Origin of the sequence: Blastopirellula marina, assembly GCF_002967765.1 — a bacterium.
GTDB classification, from domain to species: Bacteria; Planctomycetota; Planctomycetia; order Pirellulales; family Pirellulaceae; genus Bremerella; species Bremerella marina_A.
Genome location: NZ_PUHY01000015.1, coordinates 568,228 through 587,045, shown reverse-complemented (window position 1 = coordinate 587,045; position 18,818 = coordinate 568,228). Strand labels below are relative to the sequence as shown.

Annotated in this window: 10 protein-coding genes; 8 read left to right on the top strand and 2 right to left on the bottom strand. The window is 54.6% G+C overall.

Annotation, left to right across the window (positions count from 1 at the left end; all coding sequences use genetic code 11):
- The first annotated feature begins 24 nt into the window (after positions 1-24).
- From C5Y83_RS26915 to ychF, 8 genes are all read left to right on the top strand, one after another.
- The gene (locus tag C5Y83_RS26915) at positions 25-1,746 is read left to right on the top strand and encodes a GspE/PulE family protein (RefSeq protein ID WP_105332879.1); all 1,722 of its coding nucleotides are present in this window, start codon (positions 25-27) and stop codon (positions 1,744-1,746) included.
- A gap of 78 nt (positions 1,747-1,824) precedes the next feature.
- On the top strand, positions 1,825-3,219 hold the full coding sequence (locus C5Y83_RS26910; protein ID WP_105332878.1) for a type II secretion system F family protein: 1,395 nt from the start codon (positions 1,825-1,827) through the stop codon (positions 3,217-3,219).
- 165 nt (positions 3,220-3,384) lie between these two features.
- Positions 3,385-4,323 carry a type II secretion system protein gene (locus C5Y83_RS26905; RefSeq protein ID WP_105332877.1) on the top strand — a complete coding sequence of 313 codons (939 nt, stop codon included), beginning with the start codon at positions 3,385-3,387 and terminating at the stop codon, positions 4,321-4,323.
- Between the two features lie 14 nt (positions 4,324-4,337).
- The gene (locus C5Y83_RS26900) at positions 4,338-5,309 is read left to right on the top strand and encodes a type II secretion system protein (RefSeq protein WP_158262538.1); all 972 of its coding nucleotides are present in this window, start codon (positions 4,338-4,340) and stop codon (positions 5,307-5,309) included.
- Complete coding sequence (locus tag C5Y83_RS26895) at positions 5,306-6,445, top strand: prepilin-type N-terminal cleavage/methylation domain-containing protein (protein WP_105332875.1); 1,140 nt, start codon at positions 5,306-5,308, stop codon at positions 6,443-6,445. Before C5Y83_RS26900 ends, C5Y83_RS26895 begins: the two co-directional genes overlap by 4 nt.
- Before the next feature lie 4 nt (positions 6,446-6,449).
- Positions 6,450-7,859 carry a hypothetical protein gene (locus tag C5Y83_RS26890; protein ID WP_105332874.1) on the top strand — a complete coding sequence of 470 codons (1,410 nt, stop codon included), beginning with the start codon at positions 6,450-6,452 and terminating at the stop codon, positions 7,857-7,859.
- Positions 7,860-7,994: 135 nt separating this feature from the next.
- On the top strand, positions 7,995-13,775 hold the full coding sequence (locus C5Y83_RS26885; RefSeq protein WP_146117937.1) for a hypothetical protein: 5,781 nt from the start codon (positions 7,995-7,997) through the stop codon (positions 13,773-13,775).
- A 219-nt stretch (positions 13,776-13,994) separates the two neighbouring features.
- On the top strand, positions 13,995-15,086 hold the full coding sequence (gene ychF, locus C5Y83_RS26880; RefSeq protein WP_105332872.1) for a redox-regulated ATPase YchF: 1,092 nt from the start codon (positions 13,995-13,997) through the stop codon (positions 15,084-15,086).
- On the opposite strand, the gene C5Y83_RS26875 is transcribed toward ychF, so the two are convergent.
- Positions 15,076-17,547, bottom strand: a complete 2,472-nt coding sequence (locus C5Y83_RS26875) for a DUF3488 and DUF4129 domain-containing transglutaminase family protein (protein ID WP_105332871.1) — start codon at positions 17,545-17,547, stop codon at positions 15,076-15,078. The genes ychF and C5Y83_RS26875 overlap by 11 nt on opposite strands.
- Positions 17,544-18,791: a DUF58 domain-containing protein gene (locus C5Y83_RS26870; RefSeq protein ID WP_105332870.1), complete on the bottom strand. Its 1,248-nt coding sequence runs from the start codon at positions 18,789-18,791 to the stop codon at positions 17,544-17,546. Before C5Y83_RS26870 ends, C5Y83_RS26875 begins: the two co-directional genes overlap by 4 nt.
- Positions 18,792-18,818 lie beyond the last annotated feature (27 nt).

Sequence of the window (18,818 nt, the reverse complement as noted above, 5' to 3'; positions counted from 1 at the left end):
CCTGACGGACAACGAGACAGCTTCATGGCAGTTCGCCGACTTGGACAGATTCTGGTCGACCTTGGTTTTATCAGCGATGAACAATTGATTTTGTTGCTGGAAGAGCAAGAAGCCCAGGCCGAACACCAGCCGCTTGGCAAGATTGCGGAAGACATGAACCTGATCACTGACGATCAGCTTGCCACGGCCCTCGCCGAGCAGTTGAACATGCAGGTGATCAGTCTGGACGACGTTTCGATCGCGCCAGATCTGTTGGTCCGTATCACCGAGCCCATGGCTCAGTTGTACAAGGTGATTCCGGTCTCCTACGAAGAAGAGAACAATCGCCTGACACTCGCCACGTGCGAACCGCAAAACCTGTCGACGCAGGACGAACTTCGCCAGTTTCTGGGATACGAAGTGCGTCTGGTGGTTGCCACCGAACGGGATATTCAAAAGACCCTCGATCGCTACTACTCGGAAGATTCCGAAAGCTTCGAAGGTCTTGTGCGTGACTTGGAAGGGGACAACGACCTGGCCAAAGCCGCCGCGGCCCTGGAAGGGGACGGGCCGATCGATATTACCGACGCCGAAGCACTGGCCGACAGTGCCCCGGTTCGCAAGCTGTTGAACATGGTGTTGCTGATGGCCATTAAGGACCATGCGAGCGACATTCACTTCGAGCCGTTTGAAGAAGAATTCCGGATTCGGATCAAAGCCGACGGCGTTCTCTTTGAAATGGTGCCACCGCCACGTCACTTGGCGTTCGCGATCACTACCCGTATCAAAGTGATGGCCAACCTCGACATTGCCGAACGTCGGATGCCGCAGGATGGTCGTATCGAACTGACGGTGGGTGGTCACCCGGTCGACCTTCGTGTGAGCGTATTGCCGACGATGTTCGGCGAGAGCGTCGTTATGCGAATTTTGGACCGCAGCGTGGTGTCGCTCAACCTGGAAAAGGTTGGTATGGACGGCGAAACCATGAAGGAGTTCCGCGAAGTCATGCACAAACCGAACGGTATTGTGCTAGTGACCGGGCCGACCGGTTCCGGGAAAACCACCACGTTGTACTCGGCACTCAGCGAACTCAACTCGATCAACGAAAAGTTGATCACCACCGAAGATCCCGTTGAATACGACATCGATGGAATCATTCAGATCCCCATCGATACCGACATCGGCAACACGTTTGCCAACTGCTTGCGGGCCATTCTCCGGCAAGATCCCGACATCATCCTGGTGGGTGAGATTCGAGATTTGGAGACCGGTGAAATCGCCATTCAAGCGTCCCTCACGGGTCACTTGGTGTTCAGCACCTTACACACGAACGATGCCCCGGCGACGATCACTCGTCTAAAAGACATGGGCATCCCGACGTTTATGATCACGGCCACGGTCGAAGCCATTTTGGCACAACGATTGGTGCGTCGTGTTTGCAGCCAATGCCGACAAGAGCATGAGCCGTCGAAGGACACCCTCTTCCTGTTGGACTTGAAGAAGGAAGACATCGATGGACGCAAGTTCTTTAAGGGTGCCGGTTGCGATAACTGCAATGGAACCGGATACAAAGGCCGAATTGGCCTGTTTGAACTGATGATCATGAATGACGACCTGCGTCAAATGATCATGCAAAACACGTCGACCGACGAACTGCGCGACAAGGCCAAAGAATTTGGTATGACGCCGCTGCGCGACGCCGGCATGGCATTGGCCTACGAGGGCCTGACCACGCTGGATGAAGTGCTTCGCGAAACGGTTGAATAAACCCTATTTGAAATTACTGCTGGCCAGCAGCCCAACCAATCCATTAGTTGACCCTACTTACAAGATCCGGACGTAGCCATGCCAACCTATCAATTTGAAGCGATGGACGCTCAAGGTCAGGAGATCCGCGACGTCATCGAGGCCCCAACCGAAGACGAAGCACAAGCAACCATCCGGCAGATGGGCTACTTCGTCACCCGCATCAACGAGCAGAAATCGCGGGATAAGAAGGGGGACAAAAAGGCCGGCAAGAAACGTGGTTTCACCATTGGTGGCGTCAGTCACCGCCAACTCACCACGTTCACTCGTCAGCTGGCCATTTTGCAGAACGCCGGTCTGCCGATTCTTCGTAGCTTGAAGATTCTCGAACAACAATCCAAACCAGGACGTCTCAAGAATTCGTTGATGGACGTCTGCGAAGACATCGAATCTGGTGCTGGCCTCTCCGAAGCGATGGCCAAGTGCCCGAAGTGCTTCAACCGCTTGTACGTGAATATGATCCGTGCTGGTGAAGCGGGCGGTGCGTTGGAAGTCATTCTGATGCGTCTGGCCGACTTCATGGAACGCGACGCCGACCTTCGCCGTAAGGTGCAAGGTGCGATGATCTATCCGTGCGTGGTTATCACCGTGGCCGTCGGTATCTTGACGTTCATCATGATCAAGATCGTGCCGACGTTCCGTCAGATCTTCGAGGAATTCGGACTCGACTTACCCCCCGTCACCGAGCTGCTGATCACCATCAGTAACGGTGTGGTGAACTACTGGTACTGCATTCCATTGATACCGGTGGCGGTGTTCCTCTTTGTGAAGCTACTCAGAAAATTCAAACATGGGCGTATGGGCTGGGACTTGTTCTTCTTGAACCTGCCGATCTTCGGTGGTCTGGTCGAAAAGAACGTGCTTGCTCGTACCACGCGAACGCTCGGTACGCTGATTTCCTCTGGCGTGCCGATTTTGGAATGCTTGAACATCGCCCGCGATACCAGCGGTAACGCCATGTTCGAGCGGATGTATCATAACGTGGCCGAATCGGTCAAAGAGGGTGAATCGATCTTTAAGCCGATGGAAGAGAACTGCCGAGCTCCCTTCCATCCGATTTCTCTATTCCTGTGGATCCTCTTCCCGGCGGCTCCGTTTGTTTCATTCTTCTTCATTCCTGCGATGCAGCCGTTTGCCGCTCAGGCGGTTGCCGTGGTTGGTGCCCTTGGTGCCGGCTGGTACTTCCTCACGCTACGACGACGTATGGTCGAACTGTTCGTGACCAACATGATCGACGTGGGGGAAGAAACAGGTGAACTTGACACCATGTTGTACAAGGTGGCCGACACCTACGACGAAGACGTCAAGGTTCTCACCGACTCGCTCACCAAGATTATGGAACCGCTCTTGATCGTGTTCCTCGGCTTTTCAGTCGGGTTCATTGTCATCGCGTTGTTCCTTCCGCTGGTCGACCTGATTCAGAACTTGAGTTAACGGTTGCTAAGCGATAAGAATCGGCGTCCCGTATTCAGGGGCCTGTTGGGACGCCTTGTTCAGGAAATCAACATCTTGAAACCCTTCAGTCTGGCCGGTGCTAGTGCGCCCGTCCTTTCACCAACATATTGGCGAAGTAGCGCTTCGCACTAGGAAAGGTCTACCATGACATCCCGAATTCGCACTCACCATCGTGGCTTTACGCTGGTCGAATTGCTGGTGGTCATCACCATCATCGGCATCCTGGCAAGCTTGGCGTTGGTAGGCATTAACATCGCTCGCATCCGCGTCCTGAACACCGCGATGAAAGTCGAGATCGACCAAATCGCTCAGGCGTTGGAAATCTATAAAGATAATCACGGTGCTTACCCACCCGATGGCAATACGACGGTCGCTTCATCAGTGATCGCCTCCACCGCCACCACACGCGTGACGAACTTCAATCGCCATATGAATAAGATGTTCCCACAGCGTAATGCCTCGGCCGATACGCCGAATGCGGCAGCCATGGCGAACCTCGGGGCCCAGACGAATATCGTCAACCCAAGTCCTACCTCAGGCACGCCGTACATGATCGAGGACATCGATCCTTCCGAAATGTTCGTGATCTGCTTGATGGGCTTCAGCCCCAATGTGGAACAACCACTTACCGGGACCGGTGAACGAACGCCGCTGTTCAACTTCGACCAAACGCGCCTCGTCGATCCCGACGGAGATGGTTGGTGGTCCTACAAAGCGAAGTACGCAGAAGCGGAAATCGTCTACTTCAACGCGAAGACCTACGAACTCACCGGTTCCACGCCAACCGTGGCTAGTTTCACATCGAGCCTGGCCAGCGGCGTTGCCCGACCATACGGCTCGGCAACTTCGGCCGGCGCATTTCAATGGGCGAAGCCTAAAGGGTTCCAGTTGATTACCGCCGGTCTGGACGACTCGTTCGGCACATACGGCGCCGTCGGGGAAGTGAAGATTTACTCGTCAGGCCTCGGGGGCAGTGTTTCCAGTGGAACCACACTCACCCCAATCAACTACGGCGTGGACGACTTCGACAACATTGTCAGCTTCGGCCAGTCGAGCACTCTTGACGCAGATACCGACCTCTAATGGGAGGACTTTACATGCATAGCACAGCACGACAAACAGGACGGCGTCCCAATCGCCCAGCATTCACCTTGATTGAACTGCTGGTCGTGATGGGCGTGCTGGCGCTGATGTCCAGCATGGTCCTGGTCGGCTTGGCCTCGGCCGCCGAACAGGCCCGCGTTACTCGCACGCGTGGACAGATTCAAAAGATTCACGAACTGATCATGACTCGGTGGGACGAATATCGTTACCGCCGTGTCGAGGCAATCAAGACAGGTAATGTTCGCGCTCGCCAAGGGGCCCGCCTTGATAAGATTCGTGAGTTAATGCGAATGGAAATGCCTGACCGCATTTCGGATGTTACCGATCCGGCTGTATCCCTCAACGGTACCCCGAGTTTACAGGCCCGATACCAGCGTGCCGTTACAAGACGAACAGGAGCCGCAAATTACACCGCAGCTTTGTCTACATGGACGCTCGACAATGAAAGCTCCGAATGCCTGTATATGATTTTGGAATCAATTCAGGACGGCGAAACAAACGGCTTGGATTATTTCAAACCATCGGAAATTGGAGATACCGATGGGGATGGCCTTCCTGAGATTCTGGATGCCTGGGGTAAACCCATCTTGTTCGTTCGATGGCCATACGGATTTCCCGTAATCGCAACGACCGGTCCTACGCGGAATGCATTATCCAATCTGAATGACGTGTCCTCTCCAGACCCATTCGATCCACTCAGTGTTCGCGGTGGGAAAGTTGAAATTTCCGCATCTCCGCTTGTGTTCGATCACTTCCTGATCTACCCACTCGTCTTCTCGGCGGGCCCGAATGAGATTTACAACATCGTCACTGATATTGGCGTTAACTACTCATCAACAATGCCGCCCAACAATCCCTACGTCGATGTCTCTGGTTCACGTGTCGGTCAGATTTTTGATGCATCCGGCAACGAGTTAGACAACATCTCGAATCACGCACTCGTAATCTCGGGGAATGCAAATTGATTAGCAACTACCGAACAATCCGAGACGCGCGACACGGCATGACTATTGTCGAGCTGTTGGTCGTGATGGGAATTCTGGTCATCCTGCTGGGCATTGCCGCCACCGCCGTGAAGACTGGGACACGAGGCAAAAAGCAGCGAGAAGCTGCCCGCCAAGTGAACTCCTACATCGCCAGTGCCCAGGCCCGAGCCATGCAGTTGGGTCGACCGGTCGGCGTCGAGATCGTGCGCAATGTTACCGATACCAATGGCGACGGCACCGTGGACACCGGCATCAGCAATGCATCGTTGTTGATGTACACGATCGAAACACCTCCACCATACGCAGGTGATGAAGTCGACTCCGCGCTTGACATAACGAATACGAGCGGCACCGTGACGTTGACGGATTCCACGGCACGATTCGCGGTTGCCTCAACATTATTAACGTTAAATGCCACCGTCGATATTCGATTGAATTATCGCGGCCCTCGCTACACAGCAACAGTTAACCAACTGACTCCTTTGACATTGCAGTTCACGATGCCGGTGAATGATCACACGATCTTTCCGACCAGCGGCCGAGTTCCTTGTCAGATTTTCCTGCCGCCTCAACGTAGCAGCGCCACGCCCCTTCAGCTTCCCACGGACATGTGCATCGATCTGACCTGTTCCGGCGTGGGTAACACTGGCAACCAGTTTGCCAACTGGAATAGCGGCGTTCACGATTCGGTTCGCTTCACCTTTAGTCCGCGTGGCAACGTCGATGAGGTTTCCGCGATCAACGGCGTCTGGGCTCGCCCAGGCGGCAACATCCATGTCTTGGTGGGCAAATACGACCACGCCGTGGATGCCACCGCCGTGATGGGAACGGACGGTATCAACGATGTTTCATTCACCGGGCTGAGTTACTTGAACTATATCAACCCGACGGTTGATCCCGATCTGGAAACGAATCTTGCCGACCCAACTTCGATGTGGGTTTCGATCAATCACTTGACCGGCCAGATCACGACGACCCGCAACAAACAAATCACGAACACTTACCTGACAGGGCCCGTTTTCACAGGTGCCAGCGATCAAAACGCAGCCCTCCTAGCCGAGACGCGGGACTATGCCCGCAGCGGCTTGATCATCAGTGGACAGGGAGACGAATAGTTCGATGCTCGCTTTTAAGCACACCAATTCGATGCACGCTCCGGTCCGCCGCGGTATCACGCTGATTGAAGTGATGATGTCGACGATGGTCGTGAGTCTGGGCATCCTGGGCCTGGCCTCGCTGATCCCACTCGGCACGCACCTAACCAACCGTGGCACCGAGGCCGACCGTGTCGCGATTGTGGGAGAACGGGCGCTGCATGAACTGATAATTCGCGGCGGCTTGAATCCGTCCCGTTGGTTCATCCCCGGCGATAACGATCCCACCGGCACACCGGGCCCGAATGAGATTTCGCTCAGCTCGGCACGACTTCCGGTTCGTCAGCCCTATATGATCGATCCGATGTTCTTCGGGGGAACTTACGGCACCGATGTCAGCCGCACCAAGTTCCCCTATTCAACCACACTCGCCCTCGGTAGCGGCAACACGTTTTACGAAACGAACAACAAGTCGATGCAGATGTGGCGGATCAGCTTGAATACGACTCCGGGAAGCAGCGTTGCGATGTCCCTTCCCCAGGCCAAGCTTGGTTTTCAATCGGACGACGACCTTGCCGCTGAACGCCCCAGCGACGGTGAGCTGCCCGCGTTCCAAACGTTTTTCAATCGTCCCGCCGGTGCCGTCGCAGGTGGACCGAACGTTTACGGCGATATCAAACGTCAGGCGAAAGGAGATTACGCGTGGATGGTGATGCTGGTCCCGGAAGCATACGATCAATCGCGAGTCTCTTATCTGCCGGCAGCGAATCCAAACGTATCGCCAAATTCACCGAATGAATCTGACCCAATGCAACCACCGATCAATACGGAAGATTTTTCTGGATTGGGCCGTGCGAATTTGCTTGGCGCAACGCTTAACGACGTGGCCACGGACGAGTATACGGCACACGTCTTAGTCACGAAGAAACGCGCTGGCGGGATTCCCCAAGGCGCGATTCCAGCAACGATAAATGCTGCTAGTTCGAAAGAACTGAAAACAAGTGAGAGAATTGTCGAGGTAGCGAGTTTTATTGGATCTGGCGGCTATTCCACCGGCGAAGTCCAATTGCAATGCGCGGCCACAAGTCGAGAAGATGCAGAAGACATAACACTAAAACTAGCAAACGGTGATTGGATCTGTCTTGCTCGACGCCTTCCCCGTACGGCAGGCATGATGTATCCGCGTGGGAACAATTTCCCTCGTGGAGATATTTACCAGTGGTACCGCGTCGTTATGGTTGACGAAGTAATTGATTCGACTGGTAGTGCTACCGGAACCGTAGGCCCTTTTACCCGACGAGTCACTATCAGCGGTCCAGACTGGGCATCGTTGGGAGGTGCCTTGGATCCGACCCACGCGATCATCGTGGACGGGGTCGTCGGCGTGTATACGAAACGCGTTCGCCTGGAATCCCAATCACCCTGGAGCCCATAAGCTTCAGCCTTATCAGCGACTTTTCCTAATTAGCAATAACCTGCGGCGTCGACCGACGCAGGCAGGACTTATAAAGCGGACATGGCAACTTTGCGGGGGCTGGTTGTCGTGCAAGCGATCAAGGACAGCAGAGATATGAAACGCACCAAGAGCTTTCTGAAACCGAAGCAGTCGCGCCAAGGCGCTTTGCTGCTGGTGGTTCTCAGCATTTTGGTCCTCTTCGCACTGGTCGGTCTCACCTTCGTGGTCGGAGCCGCCGCCTACAACACCGGTGCGCAGTCCAACCTCCGCCGAGACATCAACCGCAGCACACCCCCGCAAGAGCTGGACACCATCTTGATGGACCTGCTCCGCGGCCCACGCGCAGGTTCCACCAGTCGGTTGTTCATGCAGGACATGCTGCGCGATATGTGGGGCAACCAGTCGGTGAACGTGACGTCGGGCAATTCGGTGACAATCGCCCGCCCCGCCGGAACGAACCAGCTGTGGCAAATTGATATCGCTTCGCCCCCGACACGTTTGAGTCCAATTGCCGAGTTCTACACAGGATCGGTGATCACCTTCACCTCTGGGAATGCCAAAGGGCAGAGTCACCGCATTCTCCACTATCGGCCGACCTGGAACGGTAGCGCGGTGAGCGCCGTCACGCTAGTCATCGATCAAGATCCCGAAACAGTTCGCGAGTCGTTTCGCGGCAGCGGAATGGGCGCTGGGCAACCAGCAAATAACGATTCGTTTTTGATCAACGATCCAGCGTTCAACGGGACCGGTTTGGGCTACAACACGCAGCAAGCCTCCGGCAACCCGGATGACAAACGCAACCTCGATCTCCGCGATGCGGACAACCACCCGGTCGCTTACGTCACCAACCTGGCTTACGCCTATCCCAAAGGCTGGGTGTACGACAGTAACGGTAATCCGGTCTCGATCGAAGCAGGCGGCCTGGACGAGTCATACGACGCTGCGGATTACCAAACGCTGTTCCTCTCACACATTCCGCTTGATGCCACTCCGACGACCAACGGCATCTTGCCTTCCTTCCACCGCCAAGACTTGCTGAACTTTTGGATCAACCAACTAGCGGCGATCGACTCGAATTTTGCCGGTTTGGATGCGACTGATCGCAAGGCCTTGTTTCGCAATCCGAACCTCACGACGCTTCCCAGTAGTATGACGCCACCGACGGCAGCGCAAAAAGACGCGGTTACCAGGGTTCGTCGGAAAACGATTCTCCGTCCGCTCATCGAAGATCACCCCAACTTTACCGGCAGCAACCCTAACTTTGACATCTTCGGTGAACAGGCAAATTCGCGGTGGGATATCGACAACGACTTAGATGGCGTAGCCGATAGTATTTGGATCGATGTCGGACTGCCCCTAAAGACCGACAGCCAAGGACGTCAGTACAAGCCACTAGCTGCGATCTTAGTAAAAGACTTGGACGGGCTGATCAACGTGAACGCTCATGGGTTCTACACCCAGTTCCAGCCGTTCATGACCAACTCGCTTCCGCAACGCAACATGGCCACGGGTATCGGCACGACTCCGTCCAGCTTGACGCACAATCAGTTTTCGCCAGCTTGGGCAGCTTACACGAACCCCAACAACGCGACCCCGACTCCGATGACACTTCCGCTTGGAAGTGGTTACGGCCCGGCTGATGTCAGCTTGTTGCAGATTTTCACCAACCCGGAAACTGCTTATCGATTGATTGATCAGCGATACCTGGCCAATGTTATCTCGCCTCCGAATCCTTCTCGCCCTGGTGAAGGTGGCGTGAATGATGCCCGCAGCCGCATGTCGGAAGTTGGTATTCCATTGAATTATTTGAACCGGTTCAACAACCAATTAGGAACGCCCACCGACCGCTACGGTATCGGACGGACCTACTTCGATTTCGCAGGACGACCACGTTTCCAACCGGCGTACAACTATGGAAACATGACGGCAGTCAACGAGTTGACGGCCCAGACACTGCCAGGCGGTTTTGGCTCGGTGCAGGATGACCCCTACGAAAGCAACCTGATTCAATCTTCCCACTTCGACTCGTCGTTTACCTATCAGGAATACGAACGGATTGCTCGCTTCGAGGAATACGATTCCAGTTCGCTCGCCAAGAGCTCGGATCGCTTACTCGAAAATGCCAAGGACGCACTTGGTGCTGCGGCCGGTACGAATGGGGTTCTCAATCGTCGTTTGATCACGCCTGCGAGCTTCCAAGTTCCTGTCGCAAATCGAGTTGACATTCCGCGCGACCTCCGCAATGCGAGTGCCGATCCAGAACTGCACAAAGCCCAAACCAGCAGCGGTCAACCCGAAGTCCGTTTTGCCCCAACGTTGGTTGGCTTGTGCCAGAAACGGCTGGCAGACAATGGTGTGCCTACCACTCAGCTGAATCAGTCCGTTCGCCAACTGTTGCCACCCGAGATCTTGCGAGGCGAACCGCTCGATATCAATCGTCTGCTCGAGTCGCCACCAGACGCGTCGGGCAACACGAACATCTTCGCTCTGCAAACGCAAGCGGTGGCCCAGTTTCAAACAACCGCGACGTCAGCTGACCCCATCGCCAGTAATACACGATTTACCGGGTGGTTCAACACACTGCCGATGGCAGACAACGGGGCAATGCGTCTGCCCACCCCGACCGGGGCCACCAGTTATAGTGTGACTCGCCAGCTCATGGCTCGTCACCTCTACGTGATCATGCTGTTGCTGAAGGAAGAAGGCTATCACTTCCCTCTCTTCGATACTACGACGATCAACGCGACCGATCGCGAAGAGCTCACCAAACGCCGCATGGCCCAATGGGCAATCAACGTGGTCGACTTCCGCGACAAAGACGCCGTGATGACTCCATTCGAGTTTGACCTGGAACCATTCGCACCTGCCACTGCAGGAAATCCAAATACCTGGAACGTCGACGGCGACTTGACGACCCCAGATGACCCAAGCTACCGCCGCGTGGTTTGGGGAGCGGAAGCCCCGGATCTGGTCATGACCGAAACGTTAGCTTTCCACGATCGTGGTGCGAAAGATACCGAATGGGACAATGCCTCACGCCGCAAGCGTGGCACGGACACCACCAACGACGACGAGAACTTGGATCAGTACAAGATTCCTCAAGGTTCTTTGTTCCTGGAGTTCTACAACCCACGTAACTTGCTTTCGAACAATCCAGCGTCCTCGCTGCCACTCGAGTTGTACAACGCGAATGGTCAGTTGCACTTGAATCGCCGCTCTGACAGCGGAACTGGTGCTCCGGTTTGGCGTGTGCTGATTACCGAACGAGAAGCGACCGGTGGCGCTGGCCCAGCCTCGATGGTGCGTGAGATGGCTAATCGCATCGACACCATGAACTTCCAACCGAATTCCTTAAACGGAACCCCAAGTGGGGACTTCACGCAGTCGGCACTGGCTGGCATGCAGATGCTTCCTTCGGCAACGGAAGATTATCAGATCGATCGCGTCATCTATTTCGCCGACTACCAGACCGATAATCTGTCCGCCCCGCCAACTGGTGATCCACTCGCCCCTGGCCGAGATCGTGAATTCCGCTACCGAGGAACCGCAGATGTCTTGCTGTCACCGAACAACTACTTCGTGGTTGCTCCGCGTAACCGAACGGTGATTGGTTCGCGACGCGATATCAACGAACCAGAGTTCAACATCGAAGGTTCGCGCGTCCTCGAGCTCTACAATTTGAATAACGGCGTCGGTCAGTTCCGTGAGACACAATCGGGTCCGGCTGCCAACGTGATTCGGCCTTATCCCACGATTGGCTCTGCGATTCAGCAGAACGTGGCAATCGCCGTAACGATGGATCTTCCGGATGACTACCTCAGTCCGACCACCGCGCCGGCACCTGCTGACCCAGATGGTGCCCCGCGAGGCCTAGGCCTGAACATCTCGGAACCCATGCGAGATAACTATTACCCAATTCCCGAGTATCAAAACCCCAATCCCAACGTGATGGGCGGTCTGTACCAGTATTACACGGACGATACGACCTACTCGGCACCTGACATTCCGTTTGAAGGTCCAAGCTCGACCTACGCAAACTATCCGCTGAACGACTCGAATTCTAACTTCAACACGCTCTACAAGACCGGTACCTACCCTGACAAGAGTACGCCAGGGACGATTGCCTTTGCAGAAGGTTACAAAGATGCCGTTCTCCAGCGGTTGGCCAATCCATGGGTGACGTTCAACACCACGCTCAATCCTTACGTCACCGTCGACACGATGCCGATCGATTTGACCGTGTTCAACGGCGAAGATGGTGCCCAAGGTCGAACGGGCAGTGCCGCCATGGTTAACCCAGAAGATTTCGACCCCGCAGAAGATGGTGTTGATGCCCAGGCTGCCGGAACGAATGTCTACTTTGGTAGTCGTGAACGTGGCAAACGTGATGATGGCACCGTTGGTCCTCCAACCGCTGGCGAGCTCAATGAGTCGCCGAGCAACGGCAACCTCATGGGCGTCGTTTCGCAGTTGACGGCCGCGTTGATTGGAAATCCAGATCAGATTTCCGAAACGCTTCAGCAATCACCACCGATTCGAAATGCGGCCCGAAACACCACGTTCTATCCAGAAGAACACTTCGGTAGGCCGTTGCTCCACACGCTCGGTTATGTCAATCGAAGTCACGGGTTGCCGTTAACCAATGCAGTCAACATCGGGGGTGCTTCGGCAAACTTGCCATACGTCGGCAGCCCAATGCCGATTGAGCAGCGACCTTCCGACCCGTACGATCCGACTTCGGGTAACACCGCCAACATCAACAATAATCCGTACGCGTGGCTCCATTGGGCCAACAGTCCTTTCGTCAGCAAGTACGACTTGATGATGGTCCCCAGTAGTTCGCCTCAGCGATTGCTCTACGAGTATTCGTTGATAAGGAAAAATAGCGGTACAGAAACCGACGCCTACAACGTCTCGGCACCAATCGCTGGCGACAACGTTGATCGGTTCTTTGCACCCTATACTTACTTGCTCAACTTCTTCCACGGCGTGAAGACCCACACGCTGACATCGAGTAGCTCGACCGATCAAATGTCGGCCCAACTCGCCCGCATCTTCGATTTTGTGACCGTTCCTTCGCGTTACAACGGAACCTATAAATGGTTCTCCGTAAACGACTTTAATACGGTTTCAAGCGACACGGATGCTCGAGCTGGGTATGGATTCCCATTCAATCGACGCTCGATGTTCCGTGAACCAGGTAAGATCAACCTAAATACGATTCCTGCTAAGAAGGTATACGATTCGATCTTCGGTCTCGACTTCTGGCAAAATACATCCCTATTCGCGAGTTTCCCTGACTGGGGTACGTTCCAAGCAAACCGCCAAGGCTTCGACGGCTCTGGCTTAGCGAGCGACCAATTCCCGTCGCGATTCTCGAATCCGTTCCGCTCTGCGGCAACTTCGGAGATGGTGCCTGACCTGCCTGCCGGTGGTAATGCCAATCTATTGAAGGTTGCTCCGGCAGATGCCACGGTGCTTCGATCTCGAGATCCATTGCAGCAGATTTCCGGAACGGGCGACGAGCAGCGACCGCTGTTTGACTTACGACTCGCCAACCCAGCGGCTACTAATTCGCAAATCAACCACTACCGAACCGACGACAACCCCATGCTGCGGTACCAGGCTTATCAGCGACTGGGGAACATTGCCGGGACGCAGTCGAATGTGTTTGCGGTTTGGATCACGGTGGGCTACTTCGAGGTCGAACCGCATGCCGTGGATGCTCAGCATCCTGATGGATGGGCATTAGGCCAGGAACTTGGCATCGATACCGGCGAGATCGAACGTCACCGGGCGTTCTACATCATCGACCGCTCGATTCCCGTTGGTTACTTGCCGGGTGAAGATTTGAACTCCGAAGATACGATCATGCTTCGCCGGTTCATCGAGTAGTCTTGAGGGTTGCCAGAGGTTTGCCTAAGTTCTTACCCCTGGCGAACTTTCGTTGACCCCGCCGAGGGGAAGAAAACCTCGATTTGGTTAACACGAAAAGCGATCGGTCACGACGACTGGTCGCTTTTTTCATTTCCGGTAAAATCAGCAGTTTCCCTCGGGCAATCTGCCGTAAGTTGTGCCCGCAATCGTCTCTTTTGCCAAACCAAGCGAGAGTTCATGGAAGCCGGAATTGTCGGGCTGCCGAATGTCGGTAAATCGACCCTGTTCAACGCACTGACCGCCGCGGGCATTGCCAGCGAAAACTATCCTTTCTGCACGATCGAGCCGAACGTCGGAATGGTGCCGGTGCCAGATCCGCGACTCGATACGATCCAAAGCTTCATCAAGACGCAGAAGGTGATTCCAGCGATTCTGCGATTGGTCGATATCGCCGGTATCGTGCGAGGGGCGTCCGAAGGGGAAGGTCTAGGCAACAAGTTCCTCTCGCACATTCGTGAAGTCGACGCAATCATTCACGTCGTCCGCTGCTTCGAAGAGCCCAACGTGGTCCATGTGGACGGCAGCGTCGATCCGATTCGCGATATTGAAACCATCGATACCGAATTGATGCTGGCCGACCTTCAGTCGGTGGAATCGGCGCGTGACAAGGCTACCCGCACTGCTCGTTCCGGCGACAAAGAAGCCAAGGCCAAAGTCGAAATTTTGAACCAGTGCCATGCCCTGCTGGCCGATGGCAAGCCGCTCCGCAGTGCCGAATGGCACGATCCGGAGATGTTCAAGATCGTGCGAAACTACGGACTTCTGACCGCCAAAAGCGTGTTGTATCTGGCCAATGTCGACGAAGACAACCTTAATGGTGAAGGGGAAATCGTTGAACGCGTCCGAGCCAGGGCCGCGGAAGAAGGCGGCGAGGTCGTACCCGTTTGTGCCAAGATCGAATCGGAACTGATCGAGCTCGACGACGACGATCGCCGCGAGATGCTCGAAAGTGTTGGCTTGGAAGAACCAGCATTGGCCGTCGTAGCACGAGCAGCCTATAAGTTGCTTGGCCTGCAAAGCTACTTCACTGCCGGCGAGAAAGAAGTTCGTGCTTGGACAATCCCAGTCGGAGCGACGGCCCCTCAAGCGGCTGGCGTGATTCACTCCGACTTCGAACGGGGATTCATCCGGGCTGAAGTCTATTCCTTGGCAGACTTAGAACACTTCAAGAGCGAAAAGGCAATTCGGGAAGCGGGCAAGCTTCGCGTCGAAGGCAAGAGCTACGTCATGCACGACGGCGATATCTGCCACTTCCTGTTTAACGTTTAGCCTGTCGAATCGCTGCGGTCTGCTGTTCAACCTTCAACAAGTGCTCTCCAATAGCTTGCTGCTGTTGGGGAGCCAGCGTCCGTCCGCCGAAGCGAATCTGATAGTACCAGTCGATCAATTCGGACATCGGCGAAACCATCTCGCTGCCCACGTTCCGGGTGCGGCAATCAGCAATCACGCGATTGATGAATTCGCGTGGCGTATCTGACTTCTCGCGTCGCCAGCCCGCTTTGGACAGCATCTTCTCAAGCTTAAAGTAGAAGCCTGCTCGGTGGGAATCGGATGGAAACCACTTCGCGAATAGCTTTCGCAAACGCGGCCACCAGTGCCGCAGGACAGTTCGACCAACCTCGAATACGACGACTAAAACCAGCAAGATTAGCATCGTGAAAATCGAGGCAATTCCGCTGAACATCTTATCGCTTAGGTGAATCCCCATCGATTCGAGTGACTCGCGGAAGAACTTCATCCATTGCTCGCGATTCACCCAGCCCTCGAATGGCTTGACCAGGTTATCCGTCAGCGGCTTGTAGATGTCCTTGGTTTGGCGATCTTGATTCATGTCGACTACGTAGTCACGCCAAGCGAGCTCGACGTAGTCGAACCAATCGAGAAATGTATCAAGAATGGTTCCGCTCGACTTGCGATTCGGCGAAGGACGCGAAGCAGGCGTGGGGTCTAGCCGCAGCCAGGCGCCGTTCGGATAGTCGTCGGGATTCATGCCCTCGGGCAACTGATCGGACGTCAAAAAGCACTCAACCCACGCATGGGCGTGCTTCTGTTTAACGGCATAATACTTGCCAAACGTGTTGAACTCGCCCCCCTTGTAGCCAACCACTACACGAGCTGGAATTCTTTGCGTCCGCAGCATGATGGCCAACGCGCTGGCGAAGAACTCGCAGTGACCTGTCTTATGATTGACAACAAAGTCTTCAATTGGATCGAGGCGGGTATTCTTCAGGTGAGGTAACACATGCAGCGAATACGTGTAATTACCATCGTAGGTGAAGTAACGCTCCATTCGCTGGGCAATCGACACGTGTTTAGGCTCGGTCCGATCGACGCCTGCGGGCGTACTGGCAACTAGTTCGTCTGCCAGATTTCGCAGACCAGGAAAGAGCGTATTCGCAAAGTCTTTATCAAGCGGAACTTGAACCAGATCGCGGTATAGATAGGTCCGAAACTCACGGTCATCCAATGGGTGTTGGTTGGGGATTATGTTGCTTTTCGTGCCAAATGGGTTCCATGGCACGATCAATTCGTACTCTTCTGGCTGCCGCTCATTCGCCCGCTTGTCGTTGGACATCGAGATGACGCCCAAGGTTTGATTATCCACGATATCTGGCGAAGTTCGATCCGACGCGTAAGCTGGGTACATGCTGAACAGTAAGATCCCATCATTCGTCCGATCGAACCGCATGCTCTGATTCGTCGCGATCGTTTGTCGCACGTAATCCTGACCGGCCGGTGGCGGTTTAATCTCGGAAACGAGATACTCTCGCAGGTTCCCAACGATCCAAGTCTTGCTATTGGGGAAGTAGGTGCTGAGCGACGTTCCACGAAAGTAGGGTTCGTACTCGGTATCCTTGATCTTGCCCGAATTCACCTCGGTTAGGCGCACTCGCATGACAAACTGATCGCTTTGCAGAATCTGGCCCATGTCGTTGAGCGAAATCTGATCCTTAAAACCAGTCTGCGTGCCCAAACCGCCTCCGAACGACTGTCCAAATGCACCTCCCTCGTCGAACCGAGGAAAGCTGTAGAACAAAATCACGGTCGCGCACAACGTGAAGAACGACATCTTCAGCACTTGGGCGAACATCTTGCCGCTCGAGAAGACATTGGCCAGATTCGCTGGCAATTGACCAACGAGTGAGACCGACGCATTCGGATCGTTGATCAGATCGCCACGATCAGGCGATTTACCCGAGAAAAATGAGAACAAAGGTCGATTCTCAACGGCATCATGAGCCGCACGAAGCTCGGGATCGACGCGTAAGGTCTCGCGATACACAAAGAAGAGGCAAAGCGTTGTCAACGCAGTCAGCGAGTATGGGATCAACATGAGCCCGAAGCTCACTCCCATATTCAGCGCAGCAGCCACCACAACCTGCAGCAAGCTTAAGACGGCTAAGTGCCAATAAACGCGAATCGTTTTTGGCTGGAATAAGAGAACGATCTGCAAGTAAATCAGCAGCTTCGCAATGGCGATCAGCTTCGCATCATCCGCATCCCAAAAATCAAAGAACGAGAACAGCACGGCGATTAAGGCCGCGAAGTTGGCCAAATTGCGATTAAGAGTGATCCAACCTTTGATGTCGGTAACGTAGACCGAACAGAATGCGGCCATGGTTGCCATGAGCGGCAACGCCGCTTGACCTCCTTGACCGATTGCCAAAAGTAACGAACCTAGGGCGGCAAGAAGCGCTACGCTAATCTGTAACAGTCGTTCGACTCTCACGATTCTTCCTCCGCCAACTGGACGGCCTTAGGCTTAGGCAAATGAAAGAACTGGTTATCTTCGTCTCTTCCCGCCGAGATCGTTCGTACGCGACCTAGGTCAGTGCGAAGCTTTGGATCGTTCCAGATTCGAGAAAACACCTCGGTGTCGGACAGATCGATGTCACGAGTTGTCAGCATGACGATCCGTGAGCCAGGTTTCGATGTTTTCAACGTGTCTCGCAAGGTCTCGCCGATGGGATGCTTGTGCGTGGGTACCTGTACCGCCAAGTCGTGCATCGCTTGGACGACGTAGGCCTGGGAAACCGTTCCAACAATCGTTTCTAGCTGAGCGCCACAGCAAATCATTTGCAAATGACAACCGCCAACGCCAGCTAAGTCGCGTACGGCCGTAGCGGCCATGCTGATGATCCGTTCGGCGCGATCCTTATCTTCCTGGGTTGGCTCTTTCGGAATCCAAGCGTCGACCAATAGCACAAAGTCTTGTTGGTTCTGTTTCTCAAACTGGCGAACGACTAACTCACCTTGCTTGGCACTCGACCGCCAGTGGATCCATTGTTTTGGATCACCCGAACGCCATTCTCGCAGGCCGTAGAAGTCACCTTCCAGAAGACCATGCTGACGTCGTGATGAAGAGAACCCGGATTGCTCTTGCTGGATCATTCTTCGCCAAGCTGGCGTCATCGAGCCTAATCGTGGCATGACCACCACGGTTGATACGACAGGATCTGGCCGCGTGTTTCGCATCAAGCCTAAGGGAAATGCGGTAGATGCCGTCAAAGGACCGAGCTGATATTTGCCCCGCTTGCGGATAACAGCCTTATAGGTCAGCGTGGACTCACCTTGCTTAGCAACCTTGGCAAAGAAGACCTCCACTTTTTTCGGTGGCTCTGGATCGACGCCAGCCGTTTGAACGAGTTGGTCCTCGATGACAATCGCGTACGTTGAGTGACGTGCTGAATTCTTAGCGGTTAGTTCGACGAAAAAAGTCTCGCCGCAGGAGAGCAGATGAGGAACGCGCCGAATGATCTTTATGTATCGCATGCTGCGATACACAACCCAGGCGTTGTAAAGCAGTGGACCGAGAAGCATACAGGCCAACAGCATCAACAACTGGATCCGGCTACGGACGATCGCCCCGGCCAGGATGAATAGAAAGACCAGGAAGTAGTAGGTTCCTTCTCGCGTAATCGATACGCCGCGAAAACGAAACCAGGAACCGATCCTTGAATTGTTCTCCGACATGGCGTATCGCTGCCCCCTTTCGGAGTC

Coding starts and splice junctions, on each gene's coding strand:
- C5Y83_RS26915 (WP_105332879.1), top strand. CDS start 25: ATGGCAGTTCGCCGACTTGGACAGATTCTGGTCGACCTTGGTTTTATC.
- C5Y83_RS26910 (WP_105332878.1), top strand. CDS start 1,825: ATGCCAACCTATCAATTTGAAGCGATGGACGCTCAAGGTCAGGAGATC.
- C5Y83_RS26905 (WP_105332877.1), top strand. CDS start 3,385: ATGACATCCCGAATTCGCACTCACCATCGTGGCTTTACGCTGGTCGAA.
- C5Y83_RS26900 (WP_158262538.1), top strand. CDS start 4,338: ATGCATAGCACAGCACGACAAACAGGACGGCGTCCCAATCGCCCAGCA.
- C5Y83_RS26890 (WP_105332874.1), top strand. CDS start 6,450: ATGCTCGCTTTTAAGCACACCAATTCGATGCACGCTCCGGTCCGCCGC.
- C5Y83_RS26885 (WP_146117937.1), top strand. CDS start 7,995: ATGAAACGCACCAAGAGCTTTCTGAAACCGAAGCAGTCGCGCCAAGGC.
- ychF (WP_105332872.1), top strand. CDS start 13,995: ATGGAAGCCGGAATTGTCGGGCTGCCGAATGTCGGTAAATCGACCCTG.
- C5Y83_RS26870 (WP_105332870.1), bottom strand. CDS start 18,791: ATGTCGGAGAACAATTCAAGGATCGGTTCCTGGTTTCGTTTTCGCGGC.